Origin of the sequence: Sinorhizobium sp. NFACC03 (assembly GCF_900103435.1) — a bacterium.
GTDB lineage: Bacteria > Pseudomonadota > Alphaproteobacteria > Rhizobiales > Rhizobiaceae > Ensifer.
In genome coordinates, this window is sequence record NZ_FMXF01000052.1 from 1 (window position 1) to 25088 (window position 25088).

Below are 25088 nucleotides of genomic sequence, written 5' to 3' on the forward strand. Positions count from 1 at the left end.
CGCATCTGCTGGAAGGGAGCTGGCCGACGGAAGCCGTTCTGGCTGAGGTTGCCGTCTCCAAGCATTCCGAACATATGCCGCTCAACCGGCAGGCCGAGGTCATGGCGCGACACGGGGTGCCGATAGACCGCACCGTCCTGGCAGATTGGATGGGCAGGACGGGTGCTGCGATCGCGCCGGTGGTAGACCACATGGCCGAACGGCTGCTGTGGGAAAGCACGCGGCTTTATGTCGACGAGACAACGGCTCCGGTGCTTGATCCGGGGCGAGGCAAGACGAAGACCGGTTATCTGTGGGCCGTGCTGCGTGACGACCGCGGCTGGAATGGCTCTGCGCCGCCAGGCGTGGTGTTCCATTACCGGCCCGGGCGTAAAGGCGAATATGCCGCTGAAATCCTTGACGGGTTTAACGGGACAATCCAAGTGGATGCCTACGGTGGTTACTCTCACCTCGCCACGTCGGACCGGATGGGTGGCGATCCCTTGAAGCTGGCTTTCTGTTGGGCGCACGGGCGCAGAAAGCTGATCAAGGCCACGCCAAAGAGCGGATCGCCCATCGTCAACGAGGCGCTGGTGCAGATCGCCGCGCTCTACAAGATCGAAGACAGTATCCGGGGCTCAGATCCCGAACATCGCCGGGCAGTTCGACAGGACCTGTCCCTCCCGCTGGTGGACGAGTTCTTCACCTGGCTGGCAGCGCAAGCCAAGCGCGTCTCACGCAAATCTGACCTCGGAAAAGCCCTAGCCTATATGCTGACGCGGCAGGATGGCTTCCGGCTGTTCCTGGACGACGGCCACGTCGATATCGACTCCAACCTGGTGGAAAACGCGATCCGCCGACCGGCCATGAACCGCCGCAATGCGCTCTTTGCGGGGCACGATGAAGGAGGGCGCAATTGGGCTCGATTTGCCAGCCTGATCGGCACTTGTAAAATGAACGGCGTTGAGCCCTACGCCTATCTGTGCGACCTCTTCACCCGCCTCGCAAATGGCCACCTCGCCAAGGACATCGAAGCCCTGATGCCATGGGCCTATGCCGCCCGCATCAAGGCCTCACAATGAGCTCGTCAGGTACTCTTCGGTGAGCTCATTTGACGGCCCCTAGATCAACTTCTGATCGCTGCAACTGAAAAATCGATGGGGCGTGGACGCCGCATACACTTGAAGCACGCCGGCAAACGTCGACAATTGTCCCTCGACCTCTCGAGCGCTGCGGCTTTCGGCAAAGTATAGGCCACCGCGGGCGGCGCCGGACCATTCCACGGTCGGTCATCGACCGCCTGAGCCCACAACTGACAGACCTTGGTTCGTTTCCGCCCCGGATCAAGCCGCGGCAGCGGGGTCTCATCACAAAATACCCTCGGCTGCGAGCGGATAAAGGCTAGCAGTACCACCATGTCACTAGCTGGATTATGCAGCAAAACTGCCGACGCGTGCCCCCGATCGTAGACCCCGCGCGATATTTCCGCAAGATTCCCGGATATTTTCGAATATCTAAACGTATACTCTGTGAGTGTTCCCCACGCTTTTACAAGCTATGGTGATAATAATGTCTCTGCAATTCGCACATGCAGGCCTTCATTTTGTGATTTATATTCGATAACCTGTTGCGGTATTGATGGTATCGTACCTTTCTAGTCTGAGTTCGCGATACAATTTATTGCGTTACGATCGAGGAATCAAAGAGACCCTCTCCAATATGCCGCATTTTAATCTGTGGTTTTTCGCTCGATACTGCCCCCCAATAGGAACCGTTTAAAGCCAAGCCAGTGCGCTTGTGGTGTGACAGGCTCTACGTCCTGCTTACGCCGCAATACACCGATACCTCTGGCGTGATAGTCCGGCCACCGTTCGATAGGTCAAATGGCACTGTTGTAGCTGGAAGATGGCTGCGACACGGGTGAGAATATTTTGTGTCAGTACGCTACGCCTATGAACAAGCGATGTCTCCGGGAGGATGGCCTTGCAGAAATCCCCTCTTTCTCCTAAGCATCCGGTCGATTTTTTGTGGCTAGTCGTATGTCTATTTGAGGCGAAAAATGAAATTTGGAACCAGCGGCCTGCGTGGCCTTGTTGTCGACCTGCAGGGGCGCGCTACTTCGGTCTATTCTCAAGCTTTTGCCCGGCACCTTATTGAAACTGGCGCAGCCAAGCCCGGGGACACAATTCTTGTGGGGCGTGATTTCCGAGCCTCAAGTCCTGAGATTGCCGCGACCGCGATTGGTGCGCTGAAGCGTGCCGGCCTGAACCCGGTTGACTGCGGTGCTTTGCCAACGCCTGCGTTGGCGCTTTACGGATTAAAGCTCGGGGCCGCGTCGCTGATGGTTACTGGCTCGCACATCCCTGACGATCGTAACGGGATAAAGTTCTATCGCCCAGACGGCGAGATCGACAAGCAGGACGAGACGAGGATTAGCGCGATCGCCGCTGAGATCGATCGACAGGCAGTAGATCTCACGCCAGGTGTTGCGCCGAATCAATCCACAGAGGCGGAGGCTCTGTTTCTAATCCGCAACAAACGCCTGCTGCCGAACTCCGCGTTGTCTGGTCTCAGGATCGGCGTCTACCAGCATTCGACCGTCGCGCGCGACCTGCTCGTCGAGATTCTCGAGCACTACGGCGCCGAAGTTGTGACGCTCGGGCGCTCTGCACATTTCATACCGGTCGATACCGAAGCGGTTTCGGCTGAGACGATCCACTTGCTTAAAGGCTGGGTCAAACAATATGCTCTTGATGTGATTGTATCCGCCGATGGTGACGGCGATCGGCCGCTCGTCGCCGACGAAACCGGCGAGCCGCTTCGCGGCGATTTGCTCGGCCTGATCGCCGCACATTTTCTCAGGGCGGAAACTGTCGTGACACCGGTCACATCGAATTCCGGTATTGAGGCAGCCGGAGACTTTAACGTTATCCGTACTAAGGTTGGCTCGCCTTTCGTAATTGCTGGGATGACTGATGCGCTACAGGCCGGCAGACCTGGCGTTATGGGCTTTGAGGCGAATGGCGGATTGCTGATCGGTTCGGCCTTCACAATCGAAGGGGAGACGATTGATGCTCTCCCGACCCGCGACAGCTTTCTGCCGATTCTTGCCGTCCTTTCGCTGTCGGCGGCGCAGAAGATGGCGGTCTCCAAGATCGCTAACGGCTTTGGGTTGCCGTTTGCCGCTGCTGGCCGATTGGAGGACTTCCCCGTGGAGACGAGCGCAGCGCTGATGGCACATCTACATGCATCGGACGATAATCTCGGGACCTTCCTCAATACTATCTGTAGTGTTGCTGCGAAGAGCGACATCGACGGTTTGAGGGTCACTCTCCAAGATAGGCGGATTGTTCATTTCCGTCCGTCTGGTAATGCGCCAGAGATGCGCTGCTACGTGGAGGCGCATAGCGAGGAGGTAGCAGTCGCGCTACTTAATCAAAGTCTCGAACTAATTCGCCAATGGGCGCAAGGGGCGGCAATTAATGCCGCGCAGGGGTTTGGCACGTCAAAAGCAGGAACGGAGACAGCGAGGGTGGCTGGAGAAACGAATTCGGTTAGTAAAATCGTCCCAGTGATTATGGCCGGTGGAAAGGGAACCCGCCTTTGGCCGTTGTCTCGTGCGAGCGCGCCCAAGCAGTTCATCCAATTTGTAGGCGACCGAACCTTGTTCCAGGCAACACTTGCGCGTGTCGCTGACCAAGCGCTCTATGAGTCGCCGCTTGTGATCACCAATGAGGATTTCCGCTTCCTCGTCGCAGAACAGGCCAGGGAACTCGGTATCAAGCTTGGCGGCATTCTTCTGGAACCGATAGCCCGCAATACCGCGCCGGCAGTTGCGGTCGCCGCTGCCCTCGTTGCTAACCGTTTCGGTGACGGTGCAGTGCTTCAGGTGTTGGCTTCCGACCACGAAATCGTCGCAGATCAAGGCTATTTCGATGCGATCCGGATAGCGCAGCAGACCGCGCTTGCTGACAAACTCGTCACGTTCGGCATCACCCCCACCGAGCCCGCGACTGGGTACGGCTATATCGCGATCGGCGAAACGCTTTCAACGGGCGCTTGCAGGGTCAAGCGCTTCGTGGAGAAGCCGGCGCTGCCCGATGCGCAGAAGATGCTTGATGAGGGCGGTTTCGTTTGGAACTCTGGCATCTTCATGTTCAAGGCAAGCCAGATGCTGCGCGAAATGGCGAGGTTCGCGCCCGATGTCGAGAAGGCTGCCCGTGCGGCACTTTCGAAGGCTGCAAGCGACCTTGACTTCATCCGCCTGGATGCTGACGCGTTCGCCGTGAGCCCAGATATCTCGGTCGACTATGCGATCATGGAGAAGACTTCCAATGCGGCCGTCGTAGTGTCTTCGATAACATGGAATGATCTCGGTAGCTGGGATGCGGTCTGGAAGCTTGGTGCTCGCGACGAGGCGGGTAATGTCGTGTTAGGCAATGCGACGGTGATCAACACGGAAAATTCTCTCGTTATGTCCAACACGAGCCATCTGGCAGTGCTGGGCCTCGAAGGGGTTGCTGTGATCGCCAGTGAAGACGCCGTCTACGTGGGCCGCCTCGACGATAGCCAGCACGTTGGTAAGATCGTCAAGCATCTTGCCGCCACAAAAGCGACGGCGGCATTAACCGAGACGCATCCGACCTCTTATCGCCCTTGGGGTGGTTATACTTCAGTGTTAAACGGTGACCGTTTTCAGGTGAAACGTCTCTTCGTAACTCCGGGTAAGAAACTCTCCCTGCAGAAGCATCACCACCGCTCTGAGCACTGGGTCTGTGTGAAGGGGACAGCCGAAGTGACAATTGGTGATCAGGTTAAGATGGTACGCGAGAACGAGTCCGTTTATATCCCGCAGGGTGAAACCCACCGTCTCGCTAATCCGGGCAAGATCATGTTGGAAATGATTGAAGTGCAGACCGGTTCCTATCTGGGCGAAGACGACATCATCCGCATTGCCGACGAATTCGGTAGGGGATGAAGCGTTTCGGTTTGAGAACAACCCGCCGATATAAGCTTGAAGCGCACACCGAAATTGGGGCGGCGAGATGATTCTTTCAGGGGCTGCTCATTGCTGCGAGTTTCGAAGGGCTAATCCGGAGAAAATGTGATTATCGTTGGTGATCACTGATCAATTAACTTAGGAAGTAGACTGTTGACGAAGCGATCCAGATTTCGTGGCCATATCGATCGCATTGCCGACGGATACATGTTCGGATGGCTCTTTGACTCCAACCATCCGGAACGCAGTGTGCTTTTTGACTTGTTTATAAACGGAGTGTACCGAGGGCAGTGGTCCTGCGCTTACTTTCGGCCAGATCTTCTAGGCGCAGGTCTCGGGAACGGCATACATGGTTTCAAGGTGCCGCTGGCAGGAGCCATCGACGCGACAACCTATCGCGACAGCGTGGAGATGTTTGTTCCGGGTGCCGGCGCCATTTGGCTTGCTGCCAAAGACGGTCACCTGCGTGAACAGAAGGCCATGGGGGCCACGCGGGCGATACGATTGGAGCGGTTCGAAGCCCGCCTTGCGGAAAGTGATGTCGGTGGGTCGACATGCATCGCCAATGCGACGACTGATGCCTCATTGATAGCCGGCGTTCTGTCGCGGTCCGAAATCTACGAGAACGACCGACTGGGAGATGTACAATCATCCGATTTTACAGAATTTCTAAGGAGGCTCAAAAACTGGAAGGGAGATGACCATCAATTTTATAGTTGGTATGTGAATGATTACATATACACTCTAGACCCTCGATTTGTTCCACTGTCAAACGACGAAAAGAACTTCATCAGAGATTTAGTTGAGCGGACAAGGTCCGAAATTTCTTCTCCGCCGCTCCCAAAATACCTTAAGTTTATTAGCCGGAAAGTTTTCAATTCTATTCTCGCGGTCTACGGAGTCTATTGGTGGAGTGCAGAAGGCGGTCGCCAGTTGAAACTCGATCATTCCGCCCTACGCCCCAACGAAACCGGAAAGCTGCGCGAGTTTGTCTCGTATGGTTTCGGGCGATCTTTCCCATTGACTCATTTCATGATGATCTTTGCCCTCCGAAATTGTTTAGTTAGCCCTCTCGCGATGCTCTTTCCATCAGGAAGACGCCGAGTTTACGAGTGGTGCTTCTACTATGCCGATCAAAATTCTCACATCCGTAAGCATGTTGAAAATGAAGTAGGTCCGCATTTTCATCACGACATCACTGCAAATCTCTCGAAAGGGCACAAGGGCAAAGATAATCTACATGAAAATGACGAAGGGTGTTCGGAGGGAGAGGAGGTGAGCTTCTGTTCTTCCTCTAAGGGCGGCAAATCGACCGCCGCAGAATCGACCAGTAAATCCCATCTTATTCAATTTATAGGTCCATTCGACAAACTGCTTGGCCTCGGCGAAAGCAGTCGCAGGCTGATGTCAGCTGTCGGCGAGGTCAAGGTGGACTGCAATTTTGTTTGCTACAATGATGGTATTCAGAGCGCTTCCGTCGATGGAGATTACAACTATCATATTTCCCGCTCGGCGGTTAATATAATTCACCTTAATGCCGAGCAAATTCCAGAATTTTTCTTAAAAAATGGCGATTTTCTGCGAGAATCTTATAATATAATATTCCCTTATTGGGAATTAAGCAAGATATCTAGTCTCCACCATCTCGGAATTAGTCTGGTCGATGAGGTGTGGACGGCGTCCACATTTATCAGTTCGCTTTTTCAAGGGCAAGGTTTGCCGGTGGTTACGATTGGATTGCCGGCCTCGAGGCTAGGTGAACTGCGGGGGAGTGACTTCCTGCGGGCTGAAAGATTTACGTTTCTCGCCTCATTCGATGCGTTTTCGTGGCCACAGCGCAAGAATGCCTTGGCGGTAGTTGAGGCGTTCTTGGCAGCTTTTGGCGGTGTCGATAATGTACGATTGATCATCAAAACACAAAATGCAGATCACGTTCATAGCGCACACCAAAAGCAATCTTGGGTTGCGCTAAAGCAGCGTTGTTCTGACGACAACCGCATCGAGATCATTAATGAGACTTATAGCCCGCTGCGCCAAAAGGAACTGTTGCGATCCTGCGATTGCTTTGTCTCCTTACATCGCGCGGAGGGATTGGGGATTGATATTCTAGACGCGCTAGCAAGCGGCATACCGGTTGTGGCGACTGGATATTCGGGAAACATGGACATTTGCACAGAGCAAAATTCTTGGTTGGTTGATTACGACCTCGTCCCGGTCGAACAAAACGACTACGTATTTGTTGAAGATGGCCATCAATGGGCAGATCCAAAGCATTGGTCTGCAGTGTCGGCTCTAAGAGAAGTGTATTATAATAATAAATTCAGGATTAAGAAGAGTGTTATTGGAATTAGTGATGTAGAAACACTTGCATCTGCAAGTGTTATTGCAAAAAGAATTTTCGAGCGTCTAGAACTAGTTCAGTCTTTTGTGAAGTCAGGCAAACGCTGCGACGGCGTTCATCTCCGCCGACTGCAGTAGCGTCGCGCTCGTCGCCCAGGTTTTTCGGCCGCTGGCGAATAGTCAGTTCGCTCTGCTGATTGCCTGGGGTCGGGTTTTCGTTCGACTTTGGCGTCGATCTCGACGCGGCCGTCGCTCAGGAAGCGCTCGAAGATGGTTTCGACGCGAGATCGCATAATGGACCGCCAAGGTCAGCTTCGGATTGCCGGATGTGTCGGCAGGGTCTTCCTTGGCAAGTCAGCAGTCATCGCGGATCTTTTCGCCCGATGGCAGCGAGCGTCGGAACGATGCAATGTCAACAGCAGCCTTATTCCATCGCTTCGGTCTGTTGCCATTGTGCAATGACTAAATTAAATGCCTAAGCGAACCGGCTGTATTGAAAGAGACTGCCGCTTAGAGGGCTACGTCACAAGAGGCAATTGTGCTCCCTCTTAGTGCCACTTACTTAGGAGAAATTAATTGGCAAAAACTGCACTTGTTACCGGTATCACAGGCCAAGACGGCGCGTATCTGGCAGCCCTTCTTCTCGAGCAGGGCTACGAAGTGTATGGGTTGGCTCGGCGTTCCAGTACGTCGGATGTCAATCTCAGCCGTCTTGATTGGCTTGGCGTCACGAAAGATGTGAGGATCGTAGATGGAAATCTCCTTGATCTCTCGGGTCTTATTCGGACCATGCGCGAGGTTAAGCCGGACGAAGTCTACAATCTTGGAGCGCAGTCCTTTGTGAAGTCCTCGTGGCAACAGCCCATTCTGACGGGCCAGGTCACTGGACTTGGCGTTGCGAACGTTCTGGAGGCCGTTCGCCTTGAGAAACCGGATGCGCGTTTCTACCAAGCTTCGTCCTCCGAAATGTACGGCTTGATCCAAGAGCCGATGCAGACAGAGACAACGCCATTCTATCCCCGTTCGCCCTATGCAGTCGCAAAGCTTTACGGTCACTGGCTGACCGTAAACTATCGCGAAAGCTTCGGCCTCCACGCCTCAAGCGGTATTCTCTTCAATCATGAGTCTCCGCTGCGGGGTATCGAATTTGTGACCCGCAAAGTCACCGACGGTGTGGCTAGGATCAAACTGGGCCTCTCGACGGAACTACGTCTCGGCAACATCGATGCGAAGCGCGACTGGGGTCATTCCAAAGACTATGTTCGCGCCATGTGGATGATGTTGCAGCAGGATGCCGCTGATGACTACGTGATCGCGACGGGGCGTACCACGACCGTACGGGACATGTGTAAGATCGCTTTTCAACATGCCCGTCTCGACATGGATAAGCATTTGGTAATCGATCCGGATCTCTTCCGTCCTGCGGAAGTCGATGTTCTTCTTGGGAACCCAAAGAAGGCCAAGGAGGCTTTTGGTTGGGAGCCGACGATTTCCCTGGAGGAGATGATTGTTGAAATGGTTGACGCGGACCTGAAGCGCCTCGCATATCTGAAGTCGGCGTAAGGTCTTGAGCAAATGACATTGCAGCACAGAATCCTTGTCACAGGTGCGTCCGGATTTGTTGGTACCTGGTTGACGCGGACGCTAAAGGAGCTTTCCGCGGAGATCTCCATCGATGTGCTGACCGCAGGAAGAGGGGCGGGTTGCGATGTCGATCTCGATGTTGTCGATCGAGGAGCTGCAGTGCGCGCCATTCGTGCACTGCAGCCAACAGCCGTCGTTCATTTGGCCGCAGTTGCCGCTCCAATGGAGGCGCGGAAGGATCCATCGAATGCCTGGAACGTGAATTTTCAGGGGACGATCAATCTCGCTTCGGCGGTACTGAGCGAGGCCCGAAACTGCCGCTTTATTTATGCCGGTAGTTCGGAGGCCTACGGTCAGTCGTTTGTTCACGCAGCCGATCAGGCTGTACATGAGGACTATGCACTCAAGCCGATGACGGTTTATGGTGCGACCAAAGCAGCGGCGGACATTGCACTTGGTCAAATGTATTTTGATGGCTTGCGCTCGATTCGTTTTCGGCCGTTCAATCATACAGGATCTGGTCAGGCCGAGACTTATGTCGTCCCCGCATTTGCAAGCCAGGTGGCACGGATAGAGGCGGGCCTGTCAAGGCCTGTCATTGAGGTTGGCAACCTGGGCGCGTACAGAGACTTTCTCGACGTGCGAGACGTCGTTCAGGCCTATGCAATTGCCGCACTTGGGAAGGGCGAGGACAGCGCTGAGGGGCAGGCCTATAACCTTTCGTCAGGCAAGGCAGTACAGATTCGCACGATACTTGACATCCTCATTCGGCTTTCCGGTTTGGAGATCGAGGTTGTTGCTTCACCGGATAGAGTCCGATCCATCGATATTCAAATGGCGAAAGGAGATTCCCGCGCCGCTGCTTACGCATTTGGATGGACGCCAAAGTTTGAACTCGAAGATACCGTAACCGCTGTCCTTGATGACTGGAGAGAGCGAATTGCCAAGATTAAACCCTGAACGCATTGGGGTTGCATGCCGTGCTAAAAAAGCTGCAATAATTAACCTGTAGCGATGCGGACTTCGCGGCATACGTGTCGTTACGAAACTGCCGCAACGGCCACCGAAACACAAGCGGACAGCTCCATGTTTCGACTAGATTGCCTGGAGTCAAACTGCTGGCGCGGCGGGCATTTCCACTCATCAGACTGTCTGGTGCGCCACAACGAACTTAGTGCTCACTACACAACACATCAAACTGAACTACACTTGTCCGGCATTCGCAACGCCGAGACGACGGCTGTCTCCATCTCCAGAGAACAGACTAACGTCAAACCGAGGACATTGCAGGGGTGCAGGTCGCGGAGCCTATACGGCACCTGGCAATGCGCCTTTTCCTACAAGCGATACACCTCGTGCAGCGAATAATAGGCACAGGTTGCAGAATCCGGACGAGGGCTTGACTAAATCGAAGAGGAACTATTGAAGGAAACTGCTTCAATTTCCCTCAGGGACCACTGCTATGACGGCCCTAGTACCACTTCTAAATTCACACCGGCGCTGGACGCCATAAAGCGCGATAGATGAATGAGGACGGCAAAGTGCATAAACCGACGAGCCCGACAGTTCTAATATTAACAACATATCCACTCGTTGACCCAAAACACGGTGGGCAGATTAGAGCAAAAAACCTAGTTGAAAAATTTAAACGATACGGCTGGAATGTTGAAACAATTGCCTATGTTGATGAAGATTCGCCTGAGTCCAAAGGGCCAAAGGACAAGATTTTCGAAAAAAATGAGCTCTATAATTCTCTCAATGGCGAGCAAGTTCTATTCATAAACGACCTCCAAGTGTCAAAACACGTATTGAAAGACAGCGTGTTTGATGACTTCATAAAATCATTGCCAAAGAATTTGGATGCCATACATGTCGAACAGCCGTGGTTATGGCCACTCGCAGCAGCTTATCGGGATAGGATTAACAATAATTGTGTACTAGTATACGGTAGTCAAAATATAGAGGCTGACCTTAAAATAGATATACTAAAATCCCTAACAGGGCAGCAATACTCAAAACTGCTGAAAAGGATACACCTAGAAATCGACAATCTAGAGAGAAGAGCTTCCCGAGAGGCGGATATTGTAGCCGCGGTTTCAACTTCTGATCTGGACATTATTAAGGAATGGGTCCCAAGTGCGAGGTTAATTCTAGCGCCGAACGGGGTAGAACCATTGAAGCCTCGAGATGAGGATCTTCAGAAGTGGACCGATAGACTCGGTGATCTCCGATTCCTCTTATATGTCGCCAGTGCACACCCGCCGAATTTCACAAATTTCTCGAACTTGATAGGTGGGAGCCTTGGGTGTTTCCCCCCAAACACGAAGTTAGTCGTGGTGGGCTCAGTAAGTGAACACATATATCATCAATGTGCCCAGGGGCGGTTCTCCTCGGTAAACCTCTCTCGGTTGGAACTGCTGTTTCAGGTTTCCAACGAGGATTTGGCTGCGATAAAAAGCTTGTGTCATGGTTTCTTCTTACCCATCCCATTTGGTGGAGGGACAAATTTGAAGACCGCTGAGGCACTTCAATCAGGAAAGTTTGTGGTCGGAACGAAGGAAGCGTTCAGAGGCTTTGAAAATTACACAACGCTACCGGGTGTGCATGTGGCTGACGATCCGACTGGGCTACATAGTGCGGTGAGATACGTTATGGGAACTGATCACACTCCGGAAAGAGATAAACGGGCAGTCAGTGAACTCGGCTGGGAAAGTTGCTTCGAATCTCTTTTTCTAGCGGTAGACTCGGCAATTAAGGAGAAGCGAAGTGGCCATCTGGATTGACGTAACAACATCCCTCAATTGGAACCGGCCACCCGTAGGGATTGTACGGACTGAATTGGAATGTGCGCGCCGAGCTTTGTCTGCTACATTTCCTCAAATCACACAGCTTTGCTATTTTGATAGGGGCATTGGAGAATTTAGAAAGCTCTCAAATAGGCAGACTAAGAAGATACTCGACCTGATCTCAGGCTTGTATGAAGACAAAACATCTGCGTCAGCAACAGAGCCATTTGTTGTGTCGCCGAAGCCGCAGACAACTGGCCGCAGTCGCTTGTGGGCGGGCCTGCGGGGCCACATAAGGTACTCACTAGATCCAGTGGAGAGCGGCCTAGTTAGAGGGTGGGCCACCAAGGTCGGCAGTCCAAAGGAAAGGGTCGAAATAACCATTGAGCAAGACCAAAATATAATTGCAAAAACTACCGCATCGCAATTCAGGGAGGATTTAGCGCAAGCCGGTATCGGTGATGGAAATTCCGCGTTTTCGATACCAATCGCAGAGCTAATTACTGCTGCCGACCCAGAGAAAACTCAGCGCCTAGACTTATTCGCGAGCGGAAACTTCCGTAAGCAGAGCTTGGGATCTATTACATTTGACAAGCAAGCTTTCCGTTTTGCGTTAGCTGCTTCAAGTGAAGCAGGCCCTATCGTGACGTTTTCTAGAGATGATGTCTATTTATCGGCGGGATTAGATTGGGATAATAAGGACTTCAATAGGATATATGATCTAAAGTCTAAATTTGGGTTCAAGTTTGTCGGGTTTTGCTATGATTTGATCCCGTTTTTCTTCCCTCATCTTTGCGTCGGCGACGTGTCCAGTTTCTTTTCTAAGTATTTCACGGAATTGAGTTGGTGCGCAGACGGTATAGTTTGTATTTCTGAATCGAGCCGTAAGGATTACAAGAATTTTGTCAAATATTCCGGCTGCCCAATACCGGAGACAAAGGTAGTAAGGCTTGGATCGTCTATAAAGCGCAACGGCGCCGAGATTGTATCGGACGCGTCTCCCGTAAATGGATTAATTGGCACAAAGTACATTCTATTTGTTTCTACAATAGAAAGGCGAAAGAATCACGAAGTACTATACAAGGCTTACGTCAGACTCGTGGAGCGTGGCGTACAAGATTTGCCGAAGCTTGTATTCGTCGGTATGCGTGGATGGGGTGTATCCGATCTGTTCAACGATCTTGTACTTGATCCCAGAGTTAAGGATCTCATCGTGACCATGAACAACATTAATGATGACGAGCTATCCATTCTATATGAGAATTGTTTATTTACCGTGTTTCCATCGTTGTATGAGGGATGGGGACTCCCCGTCGCTGAGTCACTTGGGCATAACAAATATTGCTTAGCTTCGGGAGCGGGATCTATTCCTGAAATCGCAGGTGATTTGCTTGATTATCTGGATCCTTGGGATGTGCAAGGGTGGGCAGACGCTATACAAGCGTTGCTAAAACAAGAAGGTTACCTCGAATCCAAAGAGCGTGCTATACGAAAGCGCTTCCGCGTCGACCAATGGTCAGTCTGCGTCGATGGAATATTCGAGTTTGCACAGCAATCGGTTATCTGCCGAGACAAAGTTACTGCCTGATGATCTGATTCGATTGCTGCTCCAACTTCATACCTTCTGAAAACCGTCTGCTGAGATTCGATTTGGTTTCACTAAGTCGGCCGGTTTTTGAACGGCGCCGCGCTTGTCCGATCCGGGTAACCACTTCTCTTGGCCGAGCGCGATCGGCCGGAGTGGACCGACGGCGTCGCCGAAATTGCCGTCGGCGTTGCCACTGCTTAGTCGCAATCGTCCGGTCAACAAGCCAGCATTCCAATAGCTAAGAGAATTTCGAAGACTTGCCTTGAAAGTTGGAGTTGGCTCAGCAACAAGGCGTGAGGGCTTGAGTTCGCCTGGGTGGCCGGTACTCTTGGATCATAACACAAGGAGATCGTACTAGTGTCGTTATCTGCCGTAACTCGACAATTGGTGCGCGTCCTTAGGTCGGGTAGGGCCCGCAAAAGTCAAATTGAGAGGCGGATTGATTATCTCAATACGTTCGTGAGCTACGAACCTTCCGGCGGATATCCCCCTGTTGAAAGCACCAACTTGTCCCGGCTTCGCATCACTTGGATCGTTCCCGACTTCATGCCTGGAGCCGGTGGGCACATGACCATTTTCCGAATCGCGAGCTATCTAGAGCGCTTCGGTCACGAGGTACGCTTCCTCGTGCAGAATCCGAGCGTTCATAAGACGGGGGCAGCGGCGCTTGAGACAATTAATAAGCACTTCCAGCCGTTTTCTGGAGTCGTCGAACTGTTCAGAGATACGACGCCGGATGCCGAAGGCGATGCACTGATCGCGACAGACCGATTCACATGCTACGCTGTTAAAGCTATGGATCGATTCACCCGCAAGTTCTATTTCGTCCAGGACTACGAGCCCGCATTTTATCCTGCAGGTACCGAGGCTCTCTTGACGGAAGCGACTTATCATTTCGATTTCGATTGTCTCTGTGCTGGAGACTGGCTTCACCGGCGCATGTCCGAGCAGTTCGGGCGGTGGTCGATGTCGTGGCCGCTCGCCTATGACGCAAGCATCTACAATTTGGGCTCTGGGACTAGCAGGCGCCACCACAACAAGATCGCGCTTTACGCGCGCTACGTCACGCCAAGACGTGCGGTCGAACTTGCCTTTATGGCTCTTGAGATACTGAAGAAGCGCAATGTGGATTTCGAGGTCGATTTCTTCGGCTGGCAGCTTGGTAAGCTCAGCGTTGATTTCTCCTATCGCGATCATGGAATTCTTAAGGGTGAGGAGCTTGCTCAGCTCTATCGTGAGGCAACAGTCGGCGTTGTGTTTTCTGCAACAAATCACTCCCTGGTCAATAAGGAGATGATGGCCTGCGGTCTGCCTGTCATTGATCTTGACCTAGATACAGTTAGGTCGATTTTTCCGGAGAACACCATGGCGTTTGCCGTGCCAACTCCAGAGGGAATAGCGGGCCAAATCGAACGATTGCTCACGCAGCCGCAGGAACGTGAGCGCTTGCGGAACGGAGGCCTTGCCTATGTCAGCGACCTCTCCTGGGAAAAGTCCGCTCGTCTCGTCGAAGCTGCGATTCAGCAGCGCGTAAGCCACGCCGTCCAGCAAGGAGCCAAATGATGGCGAAGCATCGTTGCGCCGTAGTCATTCCGACGAAAAATGCGATGGCTTTTCTGCCAAAGGTCATGAAGAAGGTACTCGCTCAGCAAACACCATGGACCTATGAAATCATTGCCATCGATTCCGGGTCGCGTGATGGCACAAGGGAATATATCCGCGGATTAGAGCGGGTGCGGCTTATTGAGATAGCTCCGCGCGAGTTCGGTCACGGAAAGACCAGGAACCTGGGTATTGAAGCAGCCGATGCGGACTTCGTGGCGTTCCTGACACATGATGCAGAACCAGTCGACGAACATTGGCTTGCCAACCTCGTCGCCACGTCCGAACAGGATCCGCGCATTGCCGGCGTGTTCGGTCGTCACATTGCCTACGACACAGCCTCCCCGTTCACAAAGAGGGATCTGGACCAGCATTTTCGGGGTTTTTTGCGCCATCCTCTCATCGTACATCGCGCCCTTGATCCAGCGCGCTACGAGTCTGATGAAGGTTGGCGGCAATTACTTCACTTTTATTCCGACAACAACTCGTTAATGCGCAAATCGGTGTGGGAGGCATTTCCCTATCCCGATGTCGAATTTGCCGAAGACCAATTATGGGCGCGAAGCATTATTGAAGCCGGCTACTGGAAAGCTTACGCACCCGATGCGGCCGTCTACCATTCCCATGATTACAGCTTCACGGAACAGCTAAGGCGCGCGTTCGATGAATCTCGCAACTTCCGGAAATATTTCGGCTACAAACTATCGCCACGCCCGATTCAAGCTCTTATCGCGATGGGACGTTTTGTTTTTCAGGCGTTTAGGCAGAATGTCGACGATCGCTTTGGCAAGGTGACGCTTAACCATCGTTTGAAAAGAGCTGGGCAACGAGTTGCACTTGTTGCCGGTCATTGTCTAGGTGCCAATCATGAATGGCTGCCTCACTCCATATCGGCTCGTTTATCGCTTGATCAGAGGCTTTTTAACGCTTAGCACGGGCTACTAAATCATTCTCCTCGGAAGGCAAGGCATGAAACTGCGAGTGCTGCGGATTTTAGAGTCAAAATACAAAAATATCGCGAGATCGCGGCAAATGCGGCATCCCCAGCGCGACATGACCGAGGAAGATGAGGAATATCTCAAGAAGCATCTCGATTTCTCGTATATGGCGGCCGCCGACAATGTGAATATGATGTCACGGTTCACCGCGAAAAGCCGCGAGGAGTTTTCGCTAAAAACCAATTCGCTCGTACTCTACACGCCGGATGAGGCTGCACTGATCAAGAAGCTGGAGGAGGAAGCGGCATTGCGCGCAGCGCCGCGCGGCTATGAGTTGAGGATGTTGAATGGCATCAATATTGGGTGCGGCGATCGCCGGATAAGCGACTATCTTACGCCCGTCGATATTATGCGCGAAAGCCAGGAAGAGGAAGCAAGTGGGGCTCATCATGCCTTTCTGAAAGAGGCGATACTTGCGAATCCGGAAGATCTGCCTTTTAAGCCGGAAAGCGTGGATTTTATCGTTGCACTCCACATGCTAGAGCATGTCTCCAATCCCATGGAAATCCTGCTCTACTGGAACACGCTTCTGAAGCCGGGTGGTGGGATCGGCCTCATTCTTCCAAACTACGAATATACGTGGAATGCTGCTGGCGATCATAGTCGGTTCGGACACAAGTGGAATACGAACGCGCGAATCTTCCGTAGATTGTATGAGGCACACCTGAACGGTCAACTCGTTCTGGAGCAAATTGAGACGCTGCCTCATAAAATCAGTTTTGACGTGGTTTTGCGAAAGCCTGGGGCTTTCCAACCCTTTGCTATCTCGAATGCAACCAGCCTGAACTCAGGAGCGGAGCTTGCTCAGTTGGGCACTATGGTCAGTGAAGTCGGCGACTGAAGAGAGCGCAGTGCATCGGCACCACCGCTTGACCGCCGCTACAACGCACTGCTCGGGCACCTACGGCCATTTGGTGACGAATTAGGATCAGGTGTTCTATGTACTTTAATGTCTATTCCGACACAGGTGCGGAGATACACGGCTATCTCATCCCAGACGGGTTCTCTGCCAAGCCTAGTGTCGTCGTTAAGCGCCAGGGGCAACTGTTCGGCCCATTTGAATGCGACATATTTCTGGAAGGGCCCTATAAACACAAGCATCACCAGACCGGTGTCGTTGGCTTCAATCTGAATGACGGGAAGGTCCCTGGATTGATTGATGCCTCGGACATCGAAGTCGCCGATGCTGAAACTGGCTTCGTTTTTTATCGCCGGTTTGATCGTGAGCGGCATATCGAAAAGCGTCTCTTTCGGCTGGAGACGCAATTTGTGCCACACAGAGAGCTTGACCAAAGCCTGAAACCGCACTTCCAGTTTCATGCCGATGGTGTTGAGCGCTTTGGGAGCGAAACAGTTCGGCAAATGCTTGAAATCGCCAACCAGCCCTCGACCTATGTCAGCGGGCGCGTGATGCTCAAAAGCCTGCAGCAATATTTCACGCAGGACACAATTCGCATAACGTCGCTCCGGGATCCTTTCTACGAACTCGCAATAAGGCTATGGTCAATCGCTTCGTTTAAGCGGCGACGCTTCTCCTTTGTTTCCGAACGCGATGCAATCCTGTTCGAGCCAGCGATGGCTTACTTCGCTGACACGAATTTTTCTGATCCAGTTGGAATCAAAAGCAAGGTGAAATCCGCACCGAAAGATATTCTCGCCCTTTTCGAGTCACCCTTCACGCATCAACTCGTCGCCTCTAGTCCGACAGATAAGGTCTCCCGCGACGCAGTGTCTACGGCGTTGGACGTTCTTTCTCAGTTTACAATTTTTAGCCCGAATGAGGCAGACGCATCTTTGGCGACTGATATTGGCGAGTTTCTCGCAATTAGCGATAATTCCGTCCTCTTCTCACCGATGAGGTCTCCTTTTTTGGAGTTGTCGGATCTCCTACGAAGCATAAACCTATTGGAACACGTGCTAGAGAACGACCTCATTCTCTTCCATTTCATAAGGAAGGCGGAACATCGTTCGCGCGACGGCGCCATCTAAACTCACGCGAAATGTATGGTAGCGGAGAAACCGAAGCGGAGAAACCGAACAGACTCTCAGGCGCGATCACGACGTCTCATTCTTATTGCCATGCTAAAACCATATCTACCACGAATACCCACTGGGTGATAAAAGGACGATAGTTCGTCGAGCGTGCCTGGCGGTGCGCCGACCATCGAGCGTGCCGGGTGATCAGGAAATGAAGTTCCTAACCTGTCGTCATCCCACGCCGTGATTGTGTGAGCACGTTGCAGCAGATCCTGATCGATGACCAAATGATCAGGCGCCTGCCATTCCAATAGGAAGAAATATGAGCCTGCAAGTCGACTATGCCGTTCACGACGCCGAGAAGGCGGCGCGTAGTACGGTGAATGATCACGCGAGCGTGTTGAAGCACGGTAGGACGTCAAGAATTCTTGGCTTGTTTTTCACTAAGAGGAATTCGCTGATATTTTTTGTCCTGCTTCCAAGTCTAATTTCGGCAATTTATTACTTCTTGATTGCAAGCGGACAATATATCTCCGAAACGCGAATGGTTGTTCGCACGATTGGAATTAGCGAACAATTTGATGCATCGGAAAAGAGAGACGGGCGGTCAATCATCGGGGGAGATTCACTTACTCAGGATTCTTATATCGTCGCGAACTATTTGAAGTCGCCTCAGATCGTGAGGAGACTGGACGCAGAGATCGGGTTGCGCAGTTTCTTCTCGAAAGATGCCACTGACGCGCTGTCGAGACTTCCAAGTGATGCTTCGTTTGAAGACTTGCACGAATATTGGGTTGAACATGTCGACACCTATGTCGATGGACCTTCGGGGATTATCATCTTCACCGTGCGGGCTTTCTCGCCTGAGGATTCGGTCGCCATAACGACAGCCGCATTGGCCGCGTCGGACGAGATGATCGATAAGATATCTGAGAAGGCCAAGAAAGATCTGGTGACCCGTGGTGAGCGCGATGTCGTAGCCAGCCTTGAGGAGTACCGGAAAGCGCTCGATGATTTGCGGGACTATCAAAACAAGACAGGCATTCTGGATCCTACGTCATCGGCTAAGATGGCAAGTGCCATCATCGCGAAACTGACCGAGGAGAAGCTCGGGCTGACGGTTAATCTGAAATCCCTGGAGGCGGCGAAAGCTGGTGATACCGCTCGCGGCCGCCAACTGCGTAGATCCATTCAGGCGCTTGATGATCAAATTCAGCTTCGCCAGAACAGCCTTGCTGGACAGAACACCACAAACGAAACGCAGCTTTCAAGTAGCCTGACAGAATTCTCGCGCTTGGAAACACGTCGGATTGTAACGCAGGCTCTTTACGAGGCGACAGTCCGAAATCTCGACACTGCAAAGTCGGCTGCGCTGAAGCGGACGACGTTCATGGCGGTTTTCTCGAATTCTCACGCGCCAGAGAAATCCGAGTATCCAGATCGCTTTTCAGAATGGATCATTCTCACGGCGGGCCTCTTCACACTTTGGGTCACCGCCACCTTGATATGGATGTCCATCGAGGACCATCGGGTTTGAGAATGATTACCCTAGAGAACGTAACAAAATTCTATAAAACGGCGGCACATCGCCGTTACATCCTGCGAAATCAGTCAATGCACTTTGCTTCGGGGCGTTCCTATGGCCTGCTGGGAGTAAATGGCGCCGGAAAATCGACAACAATGCGCCTCATCGCCGGCGCTGAACTTCCGAATAGAGGGCGTATCCACCGGCGGGTTCGGGTTTCTTGGCCGCTCGGCTTCGCCAATGGGCTGAATAGCCACTTGAGCGGGAAGGAAAACCTCAAATTCGTCGCGCGCGCCTATGGCGAAGATCACCATCGTGTGCTGCGTTTTGTTGCAGAGTTTGCTGAAATCGGCAGTTATTTAAACGAACCATTGCGAACCTACTCATCGGGGATGATGTCACGCTTCGCTTTCGGCCTCTCGATGGCTATCGAATTTGACTGTTATCTAGTGGATGAAATCACCGCAGTCGGTGATGCGAACTTTCAAAGAAGATGTCGAGACGCATTCAGGGCGAGGCGCGCTAAATCAGACGTCATCATGATCTCCCACGACATGGATACAATTAAAGATTACTGCGATGTCGCAATCGTTCTGATTGACGGGCATATGGTGCAGTTCGACAACGTTGAAGAAGGCATAGCAACATATATGCGCCTTAATCGCTAGCGAAGTGGGAAGCCCGTGTCGGAGAAGACAGTGACAGACGACAACCAGCTCATTGTGCAGGCGGAACCGACGTCCGTTGTTGGCCGAAGCCAAAAGATGGCTGCGGCTTTAAGTTCCTATGCGCGCGCCTTGACCTTCGAAAACAGAAGCCGCCGCAACCTTTATCGGCTCGCCGGCCTCGCGCCGCGAGCGCGCGACCGTGTTTTTTCTGTTCTCTTGATGATCATTATCGGCGTAACATTCGTTCTGCCGATGGCTGGCAGCATTGTCTATTACGCTTTCATAGCTAGTCCAGGCTATGCTTCCGAGGTGCGTTTCATTGTACGCTCGTCGGCGCCAATGTTGTCGCGCGACCGGTATTCAAGTGAGACTGTCGAGCCCAAAGCCAAGATTGTGCAGGACACCGCCGTCTTATTGAACTATTTTGGAAGCCCGTCGATTATACAGGATCTGCAAAGGAACGTTGATCTGCGACAAATATACGGGCGTGACGATATCGACATCTTCTCCCGCCTTAGCGCGGATGCGACACGAGATGAAATCCTGGAATACTGGAAAAAACGCTATTCCACGTCCGTCAATCCGAAAAGTGGAATTGTGGAGCTAGAGGTGACAGCGTTCACGCCGAAGGAAGCACATGACCTTGTGAAGCTGGTGCTGCAACTCTCAGAAGAGCAGATAAACAGGCTAAGCTCCGGAATGTGGAATGATCTACTCCACTCCACCCAAAAGGACGTGGATAATGCTACAAAAGAAGTTGCCGACTTGCGTGGGAGACTGAGGGACACTCAAAATCAGACAGGGGTGTTTGATGTCGATCTGTCCGCTGAGAGTATCATTACCGTTCTGACGGGTATCGAGTCGAACATCGCGCAACTAAAGAGCCGCCGAGCTGCTTTGAGCCAGAGCCTCGATAAAGGGGCCCCGCAGTTGGCCGACATGGATAGGAGGCTTGCTGCGCTCGAAGAGCAGGCGCGGAATCTTGGGGCCAAAACTGCCGGTTCGTCAAGCGATGGTGCCGGCAATCTCGCGAACTACTCCAGCGTTTTCGACAAGGTTAAGCTTGATCTGAAAATCGCCGAAGGCAAACTCCAATCGGCTATCGCTGAGCTGGAAAAGGTGAAACTCGTCAGTTCCCTTCAATTGGTTTATGTCGACAATTTTACTGACCCCACCTGGCCGGACAGGAGTACGTACCCGAATGTGCCTTTGGCATTGTTTTTGTGGTTGCTTCTCTGGGCGACTATCTGCGGGGCTGCATGTGGCGTAGTGTTGCTTATCCGCAATAAGTTGGACTGAGTAAAAGGGCCGCCTGCCGGTTCCATGAGGACAGCAATTAGGCGACTAGCCGCCTGCGGGAGGTCGGTAATGGGGTCTATCGTGGCGTTGTTCAATCATGTATTGAAGTGGCAGTGGAGTTTGATCGCCTGGAGTGTATCGCATGCCTTTTATGTCTCGTATCTTCAGCAACAAAAGCGCAGTCAGCTCGCCTAACCAGAAAAATAGCCTGCCGCGGAAAATAAACATAGGCTGCGGATACGACAAAATGCCTGGTTATCTCAATATTGACAGCGATCCAACCTGTAGTCCGGATCTGCTGGTCACCGACAACGATCTCTATGATCTTCCACGAGATTACTTTGACGAGGTGTACGCCAAGGACGTACTAGAGCACATTCCGCGCGCCTACATGATGAGCGCTCTTTTTGATTGGGCAGCGCTTTTAAGACTGGGGGGAGAGGCATACATCCAAACATCCTGGATATACGGCGTCATCGACACAATGCGTGCGGCCGGTACATTTGAAGTCATACATAACTGGAAGGTTTGCCTGTTCGGTAATCAAGCTCATGCCGGTGATTTTCATCATAATGGGTTCACAGAGGAGACCTTGCGGGTCTACCTGCATGCCGTCGGGCTGCGTGACGGTGGTTTCATTATAGCCGATGGATGGCTAATCTCGACCCGTGCGAGGAAAGTGGAGGATTGGCAGCACCTTATCGCAATGGCTCGGCACGACGAGTTCCTGATAGAGGCCTATCAGCAGTTGCTCGGTCGGGACCCTGAGCAGGGCCGCATTGAAGCAAGCAAGAAGACGAGCGCAGGCTCGAGGGAGCGATATGAAGAAGTAAAAACGCTCGTCTGCAGCGCTGAGCGTCTTTACAAACTTGGCCGCGAGATGGATGCCAGATAGGGATGAGCCGCTAGACAATTTGACGAGATCAAAAGCTCCTTCCGGGCATCCAGCATAGCGGATGGTTTCCACTCGTGTTGCTTGCCTTGAATGGTGACACCTGCGCAGCGTCGGAGGCCTACCGCATTCGTGTCCAAAGGGTTTCCGGTTCTCCAGCATGGCGGTATCGCTCACCCCACGATTGCTTGGCGCTATTAATCGTGCATTCTTTCCTGATATCTCCAGCCCGCAACCATCCGCATAGGGGCGTACGCGGTCAATTGCTTAGGATCATTTGTTTCAGATAGCGCTCCATCAACAGGCCCACGGCCACGCTTCCGAAACCCCACATCATGAGGTAGGTCTTGTCCAAATCTGCGGTCGGATATCCCAGGTAGTAGGCACTGCGCATCCATTCGACGGCATGGAAAACAGGATTGAAGGAGCAATAGTACACCACCTCCTCTGGGAAGCCGTGCAGGTAGATGGGGGCCCCAGAGCTGAGATACACGACAATCATCGACAGTGCGTAGCCCATAGGGAACATCGGCAACATCGCGGAAATTACACTAACCACGATGCCCACGCCGATCGACAGAACTATCGTACTCAGTAGGGCGAGAAGGGCGGTAGCAGGGGATCTGGGTATCGGATCGGAGCCGATAGATAGCAATATTACATATATGACGAACATCGAGACCATAATCCCGATGAACTCCAGAAACGATCTGGCTAAAACGATATCGAGAAGGTGGACGGCCGGGAAAGATAGCATGCTTTTGTTGGCTACGACCGAGACCGACATGTACCGCGATATGTAGGTGAAAGTCAGCGCCGGGAATAGACCTGTCGCGAAGAACAATGCCATATCGTCTCCGAATATGGCCTCGCGTCCCGTCACTCTGTAAATGCCCAGCAACATAGCAATGTGGGCCACCGGAAACAGCGGGACGATCAGGAAACCTAATCCGTGATTGAAGTATCGGCTTCTAATGTCACGCATGATTACTGCGTGCATGACGTTCAGTTGCCTTTGTAGGGCGACCTTAACGCTAACCTTTCCGACTGGTTGCGCCTTCAGCAGCCGTTGGCTTGCAGTTTCAACGTCGATGTCTAGCATTTCTAACCTCTCTAGGATCTGAGCAACTTTAGGCGGCCTCTTACACAGAATCTAGATCGTGAGCGCATGGCTGCAAAGTAAGCGGTGCATAGACCCCGTCTGGCGATAGCAAGACATCGCGCTTATTCGTGTTCGCACAGGGAATGAGCGCAGGTATGAATTGCTATGTCTGAACCTATGTCCGAACATAGAACGTTCCATATGATCGAGGCCGTTGCGGTGTCGATAGCGGATCAACTCCGCCAGGATACGTCTGGACCATTGGCAATTGATGGCGCTGCTGGCCGGTCTGGATTGGAAGAAGATCTGGCCAACCAAGGTCAGGCGACCGCTGCTGACGGGCTGAACAGGACTGCGGCAAGATGAATCATGCTGCTGTAATGATTGGGAAAGCGGCTGTTCTTGTGCTCTATTCGACGTCATGGATTTGCCCCTTAGCGACCTGCCGGACGACGTTGATGCACTGAAAGCGATGGTTCTCGCGTTGGCGCGCGAACAGGCAGCGAAGGAGGCCCGGTTGCTGGCGGCCGAGGCTGAGATCGCGCGGTTGGAGGCGGTTGAGAAGAGCGCCAATGAGCGCATTGCCAACCTGACCTTGATCATGAAGGTCTTGCAGCGCGCGCAAAATGGCAAGCGCTCTGAGCGGCTCCGCCTCGGGGTCAACGACGAGCAGGTCTCCTTTGCTTTCGAGGAGGTCGAAACCGGCCTATCGGCAATCCAGAGCGAACTCGACCGCGCGGCCGGAGACAAGCCGAAGCGGGCGCCGCGTCCGCGCAAGGGCTTTGCCGCCCATCTTGAGCGCATCGAGGAGGTTATCGAGCCGGAAATCCCGGCCGACTGCGAGGGGCTGGAAAAGGTTCTGATCGGCGAAGACCGCTCCGAGCGGCTCGACGTCGTGCCGCCGAAGTTCAGGGTTATCGTGACGCGTCGCCCCAAATACGCTTTCCGGGGCAACGACGGCGTGGTCCAGGCCTTGGCGCCGGCACACATCATCGAAGGCGGCCTGCCGACGGAACGGCTGCTCGCCTATATCGCCGTTTCCAAATACGCCGATGGTCTTCCTCTTTATCGGCAGGAAGCGATCTATTTGCGTGATGGCGTCGAGATCAGCCGATCGCTGATGGCCCAATGATGGGGCATCTGGGCTTCGAACTGCAGATGCTGGCCGATTATATCCTGGAGAGGGTCAAGGAGGGCGAAAGGATCTTTGCCGACGAGACGACCCTACCCACTCTTGCGCCCGGTTCGGGCAAAACCACCAAGGCCTGGCTTTGGGCTAACGCACGCGACGACCGCCCCTATGGCGGAACCAGTCCGCTGATGGTGGCCTATCGTTTTGAAGACAGCAGAGGTGCGGATTGCGTGACGCGTCATCTCTCCGGATTCACCGGCATCCTGCAAGTGGATGGCTATTCGGCCTATACCAGTCTCGCCAAGACGCGGGCGAAAACCGGCAGCAACGAAACGATCCAGCTTGCAGGGTGCTGGGCGCACCTGCGGCGCAAGTTTTACGATCTACACATCAGTGGAGTCTCGCAGGCCGCGACGGATTCGATCATCGCCATGAGCGAGTTGTGGAGGCTCGAGGATGAGGTTCGCGGCAAGGATGCCGTCAGCCGCGCGGCGCGGCGTCAGGAGAAATCCTCGGCCATCGGTGAGCGCGACGAACACCCCACCTTTCCTTTTGTGATTGAGGCCGCGAGATAAGCTCCTTCATCGACGGGAGTGGAACGGGATGGTTGGAGATCG

16 protein-coding genes and 3 pseudogenes are annotated in these 25088 nt (G+C 52.9%); 17 read left to right on the forward strand and 2 right to left on the reverse strand.

The annotated features are described in order from the left end of the window. The coding region (tnpC, locus tag BLU35_RS33065; RefSeq protein ID WP_143033002.1) for an IS66 family transposase at nucleotides 1-1061 on the forward strand (1061 nt) is incomplete at its 5' end. Nucleotides 1062-1157: 96 nt separating this feature from the next. Here the strand turns inward: tnpC (BLU35_RS33065) and BLU35_RS33070 are convergent. Next, nucleotides 1158-1387, reverse strand: a pseudogene (locus BLU35_RS33070) (IS66 family transposase); the annotation flags it as partial. Nucleotides 1388-2038: 651 nt separating this feature from the next. Between BLU35_RS33070 and BLU35_RS35835 the strand changes: the two are divergent. The 15 genes and pseudogenes from BLU35_RS35835 to BLU35_RS33135 form a co-directional block, all read left to right on the forward strand. Then, nucleotides 2039-3445 (forward strand): annotated as a pseudogene (locus BLU35_RS35835) (phosphomannomutase); the annotation flags it as partial. Nucleotides 3446-3511: 66 nt separating this feature from the next. Next, complete coding sequence (locus BLU35_RS35840) at nucleotides 3512-4957, forward strand: mannose-1-phosphate guanylyltransferase/mannose-6-phosphate isomerase (RefSeq protein ID WP_286161714.1); 1446 nt, start codon at nucleotides 3512-3514, stop codon at nucleotides 4955-4957. A 174-nt stretch (nucleotides 4958-5131) separates the two neighbouring features. Then, the gene (locus BLU35_RS33080) at nucleotides 5132-7456 is read left to right on the forward strand and encodes a glycosyltransferase (protein WP_093236272.1); all 2325 of its coding nucleotides are present in this window, start codon (nucleotides 5132-5134) and stop codon (nucleotides 7454-7456) included. 438 nt (nucleotides 7457-7894) lie between these two features. Further along, nucleotides 7895-8881 carry a GDP-mannose 4,6-dehydratase gene (locus BLU35_RS33085; RefSeq protein WP_093236273.1) on the forward strand — a complete coding sequence of 329 codons (987 nt, stop codon included), beginning with the start codon at nucleotides 7895-7897 and terminating at the stop codon, nucleotides 8879-8881. 12 nt (nucleotides 8882-8893) lie between these two features. Next, complete coding sequence (locus BLU35_RS33090) at nucleotides 8894-9862, forward strand: GDP-mannose 4,6-dehydratase (RefSeq protein ID WP_093236274.1); 969 nt, start codon at nucleotides 8894-8896, stop codon at nucleotides 9860-9862. Between the two features lie 581 nt (nucleotides 9863-10443). Continuing rightward, nucleotides 10444-11685, forward strand: coding sequence for a glycosyltransferase (locus BLU35_RS35420; RefSeq protein WP_176907549.1), 1242 nt, complete (start codon nucleotides 10444-10446; stop codon nucleotides 11683-11685). Then, complete coding sequence (locus tag BLU35_RS33095; RefSeq protein ID WP_093236275.1) at nucleotides 11669-13276, forward strand: glycosyltransferase family 4 protein; 1608 nt, start codon at nucleotides 11669-11671, stop codon at nucleotides 13274-13276. Before BLU35_RS35420 ends, BLU35_RS33095 begins: the two co-directional genes overlap by 17 nt. Nucleotides 13277-13735: 459 nt before the next feature. Further along, nucleotides 13736-14839, forward strand: coding sequence for a glycosyltransferase family 4 protein (locus tag BLU35_RS33100; RefSeq protein ID WP_143033041.1), 1104 nt, complete (start codon nucleotides 13736-13738; stop codon nucleotides 14837-14839). Then, nucleotides 14839-15810, forward strand: a complete 972-nt coding sequence (locus BLU35_RS33105) for a glycosyltransferase family 2 protein (protein ID WP_093236277.1) — start codon at nucleotides 14839-14841, stop codon at nucleotides 15808-15810. Before BLU35_RS33100 ends, BLU35_RS33105 begins: the two co-directional genes overlap by 1 nt. A 37-nt stretch (nucleotides 15811-15847) precedes the next feature. Continuing rightward, a complete protein-coding gene (locus BLU35_RS33110) occupies nucleotides 15848-16717 on the forward strand; it encodes a class I SAM-dependent methyltransferase (protein WP_093236278.1) in 870 nt (289 codons plus the stop codon). Between the two features lie 98 nt (nucleotides 16718-16815). Further along, nucleotides 16816-17865 carry a hypothetical protein gene (locus BLU35_RS33115; RefSeq protein WP_093236279.1) on the forward strand — a complete coding sequence of 350 codons (1050 nt, stop codon included), beginning with the start codon at nucleotides 16816-16818 and terminating at the stop codon, nucleotides 17863-17865. 310 nt (nucleotides 17866-18175) lie between these two features. Then, a complete protein-coding gene (locus BLU35_RS33120; protein ID WP_093236280.1) occupies nucleotides 18176-19390 on the forward strand; it encodes a KpsE/RkpR family capsule polysaccharide export protein in 1215 nt (404 codons plus the stop codon). Nucleotides 19391-19392: 2 nt separating this feature from the next. Then, nucleotides 19393-20046: an ABC transporter ATP-binding protein gene (locus BLU35_RS33125; RefSeq protein WP_093236281.1), complete on the forward strand. Its 654-nt coding sequence runs from the start codon at nucleotides 19393-19395 to the stop codon at nucleotides 20044-20046. A gap of 30 nt (nucleotides 20047-20076) precedes the next feature. Then, nucleotides 20077-21345 (forward strand): KpsE/RkpR family capsule polysaccharide export protein, encoded by a 1269-nt coding sequence (locus BLU35_RS33130; RefSeq protein WP_093236282.1) that lies wholly within the window; start codon nucleotides 20077-20079, stop codon nucleotides 21343-21345. 142 nt (nucleotides 21346-21487) lie between these two features. After that, nucleotides 21488-22240, forward strand: coding sequence for a class I SAM-dependent methyltransferase (locus BLU35_RS33135; protein WP_143033042.1), 753 nt, complete (start codon nucleotides 21488-21490; stop codon nucleotides 22238-22240). A 256-nt stretch (nucleotides 22241-22496) separates the two neighbouring features. On the opposite strand, the gene BLU35_RS33140 is transcribed toward BLU35_RS33135, so the two are convergent. Continuing rightward, nucleotides 22497-23339: an ABC transporter permease gene (locus tag BLU35_RS33140; protein WP_093236284.1), complete on the reverse strand. Its 843-nt coding sequence runs from the start codon at nucleotides 23337-23339 to the stop codon at nucleotides 22497-22499. A gap of 421 nt (nucleotides 23340-23760) precedes the next feature. Between BLU35_RS33140 and tnpC (BLU35_RS33145) the strand changes: the two are divergent. Continuing rightward, nucleotides 23761-24992, forward strand: a pseudogene (tnpC, locus tag BLU35_RS33145) (IS66 family transposase); the annotation flags it as partial. Nucleotides 24993-25088 lie beyond the last annotated feature (96 nt).

Excerpts from the sequence above, each read along its gene's own strand:
- BLU35_RS33090 (WP_093236274.1), top strand. The coding sequence starts at position 8,894 with ATGACATTGCAGCACAGAATCCTTGTCACAGGTGCGTCCGGATTTGTT.
- BLU35_RS33105 (WP_093236277.1), top strand. The coding sequence starts at position 14,839 with ATGGCGAAGCATCGTTGCGCCGTAGTCATTCCGACGAAAAATGCGATG.
- BLU35_RS33110 (WP_093236278.1), top strand. The coding sequence starts at position 15,848 with ATGAAACTGCGAGTGCTGCGGATTTTAGAGTCAAAATACAAAAATATC.
- BLU35_RS33115 (WP_093236279.1), top strand. The coding sequence starts at position 16,816 with ATGTACTTTAATGTCTATTCCGACACAGGTGCGGAGATACACGGCTAT.
- BLU35_RS33120 (WP_093236280.1), top strand. The coding sequence starts at position 18,176 with ATGAGCCTGCAAGTCGACTATGCCGTTCACGACGCCGAGAAGGCGGCG.
- BLU35_RS33125 (WP_093236281.1), top strand. The coding sequence starts at position 19,393 with ATGATTACCCTAGAGAACGTAACAAAATTCTATAAAACGGCGGCACAT.
- BLU35_RS33135 (WP_143033042.1), top strand. The coding sequence starts at position 21,488 with ATGCCTTTTATGTCTCGTATCTTCAGCAACAAAAGCGCAGTCAGCTCG.
- BLU35_RS33140 (WP_093236284.1), bottom strand. The coding sequence starts at position 23,339 with ATGCTAGACATCGACGTTGAAACTGCAAGCCAACGGCTGCTGAAGGCG.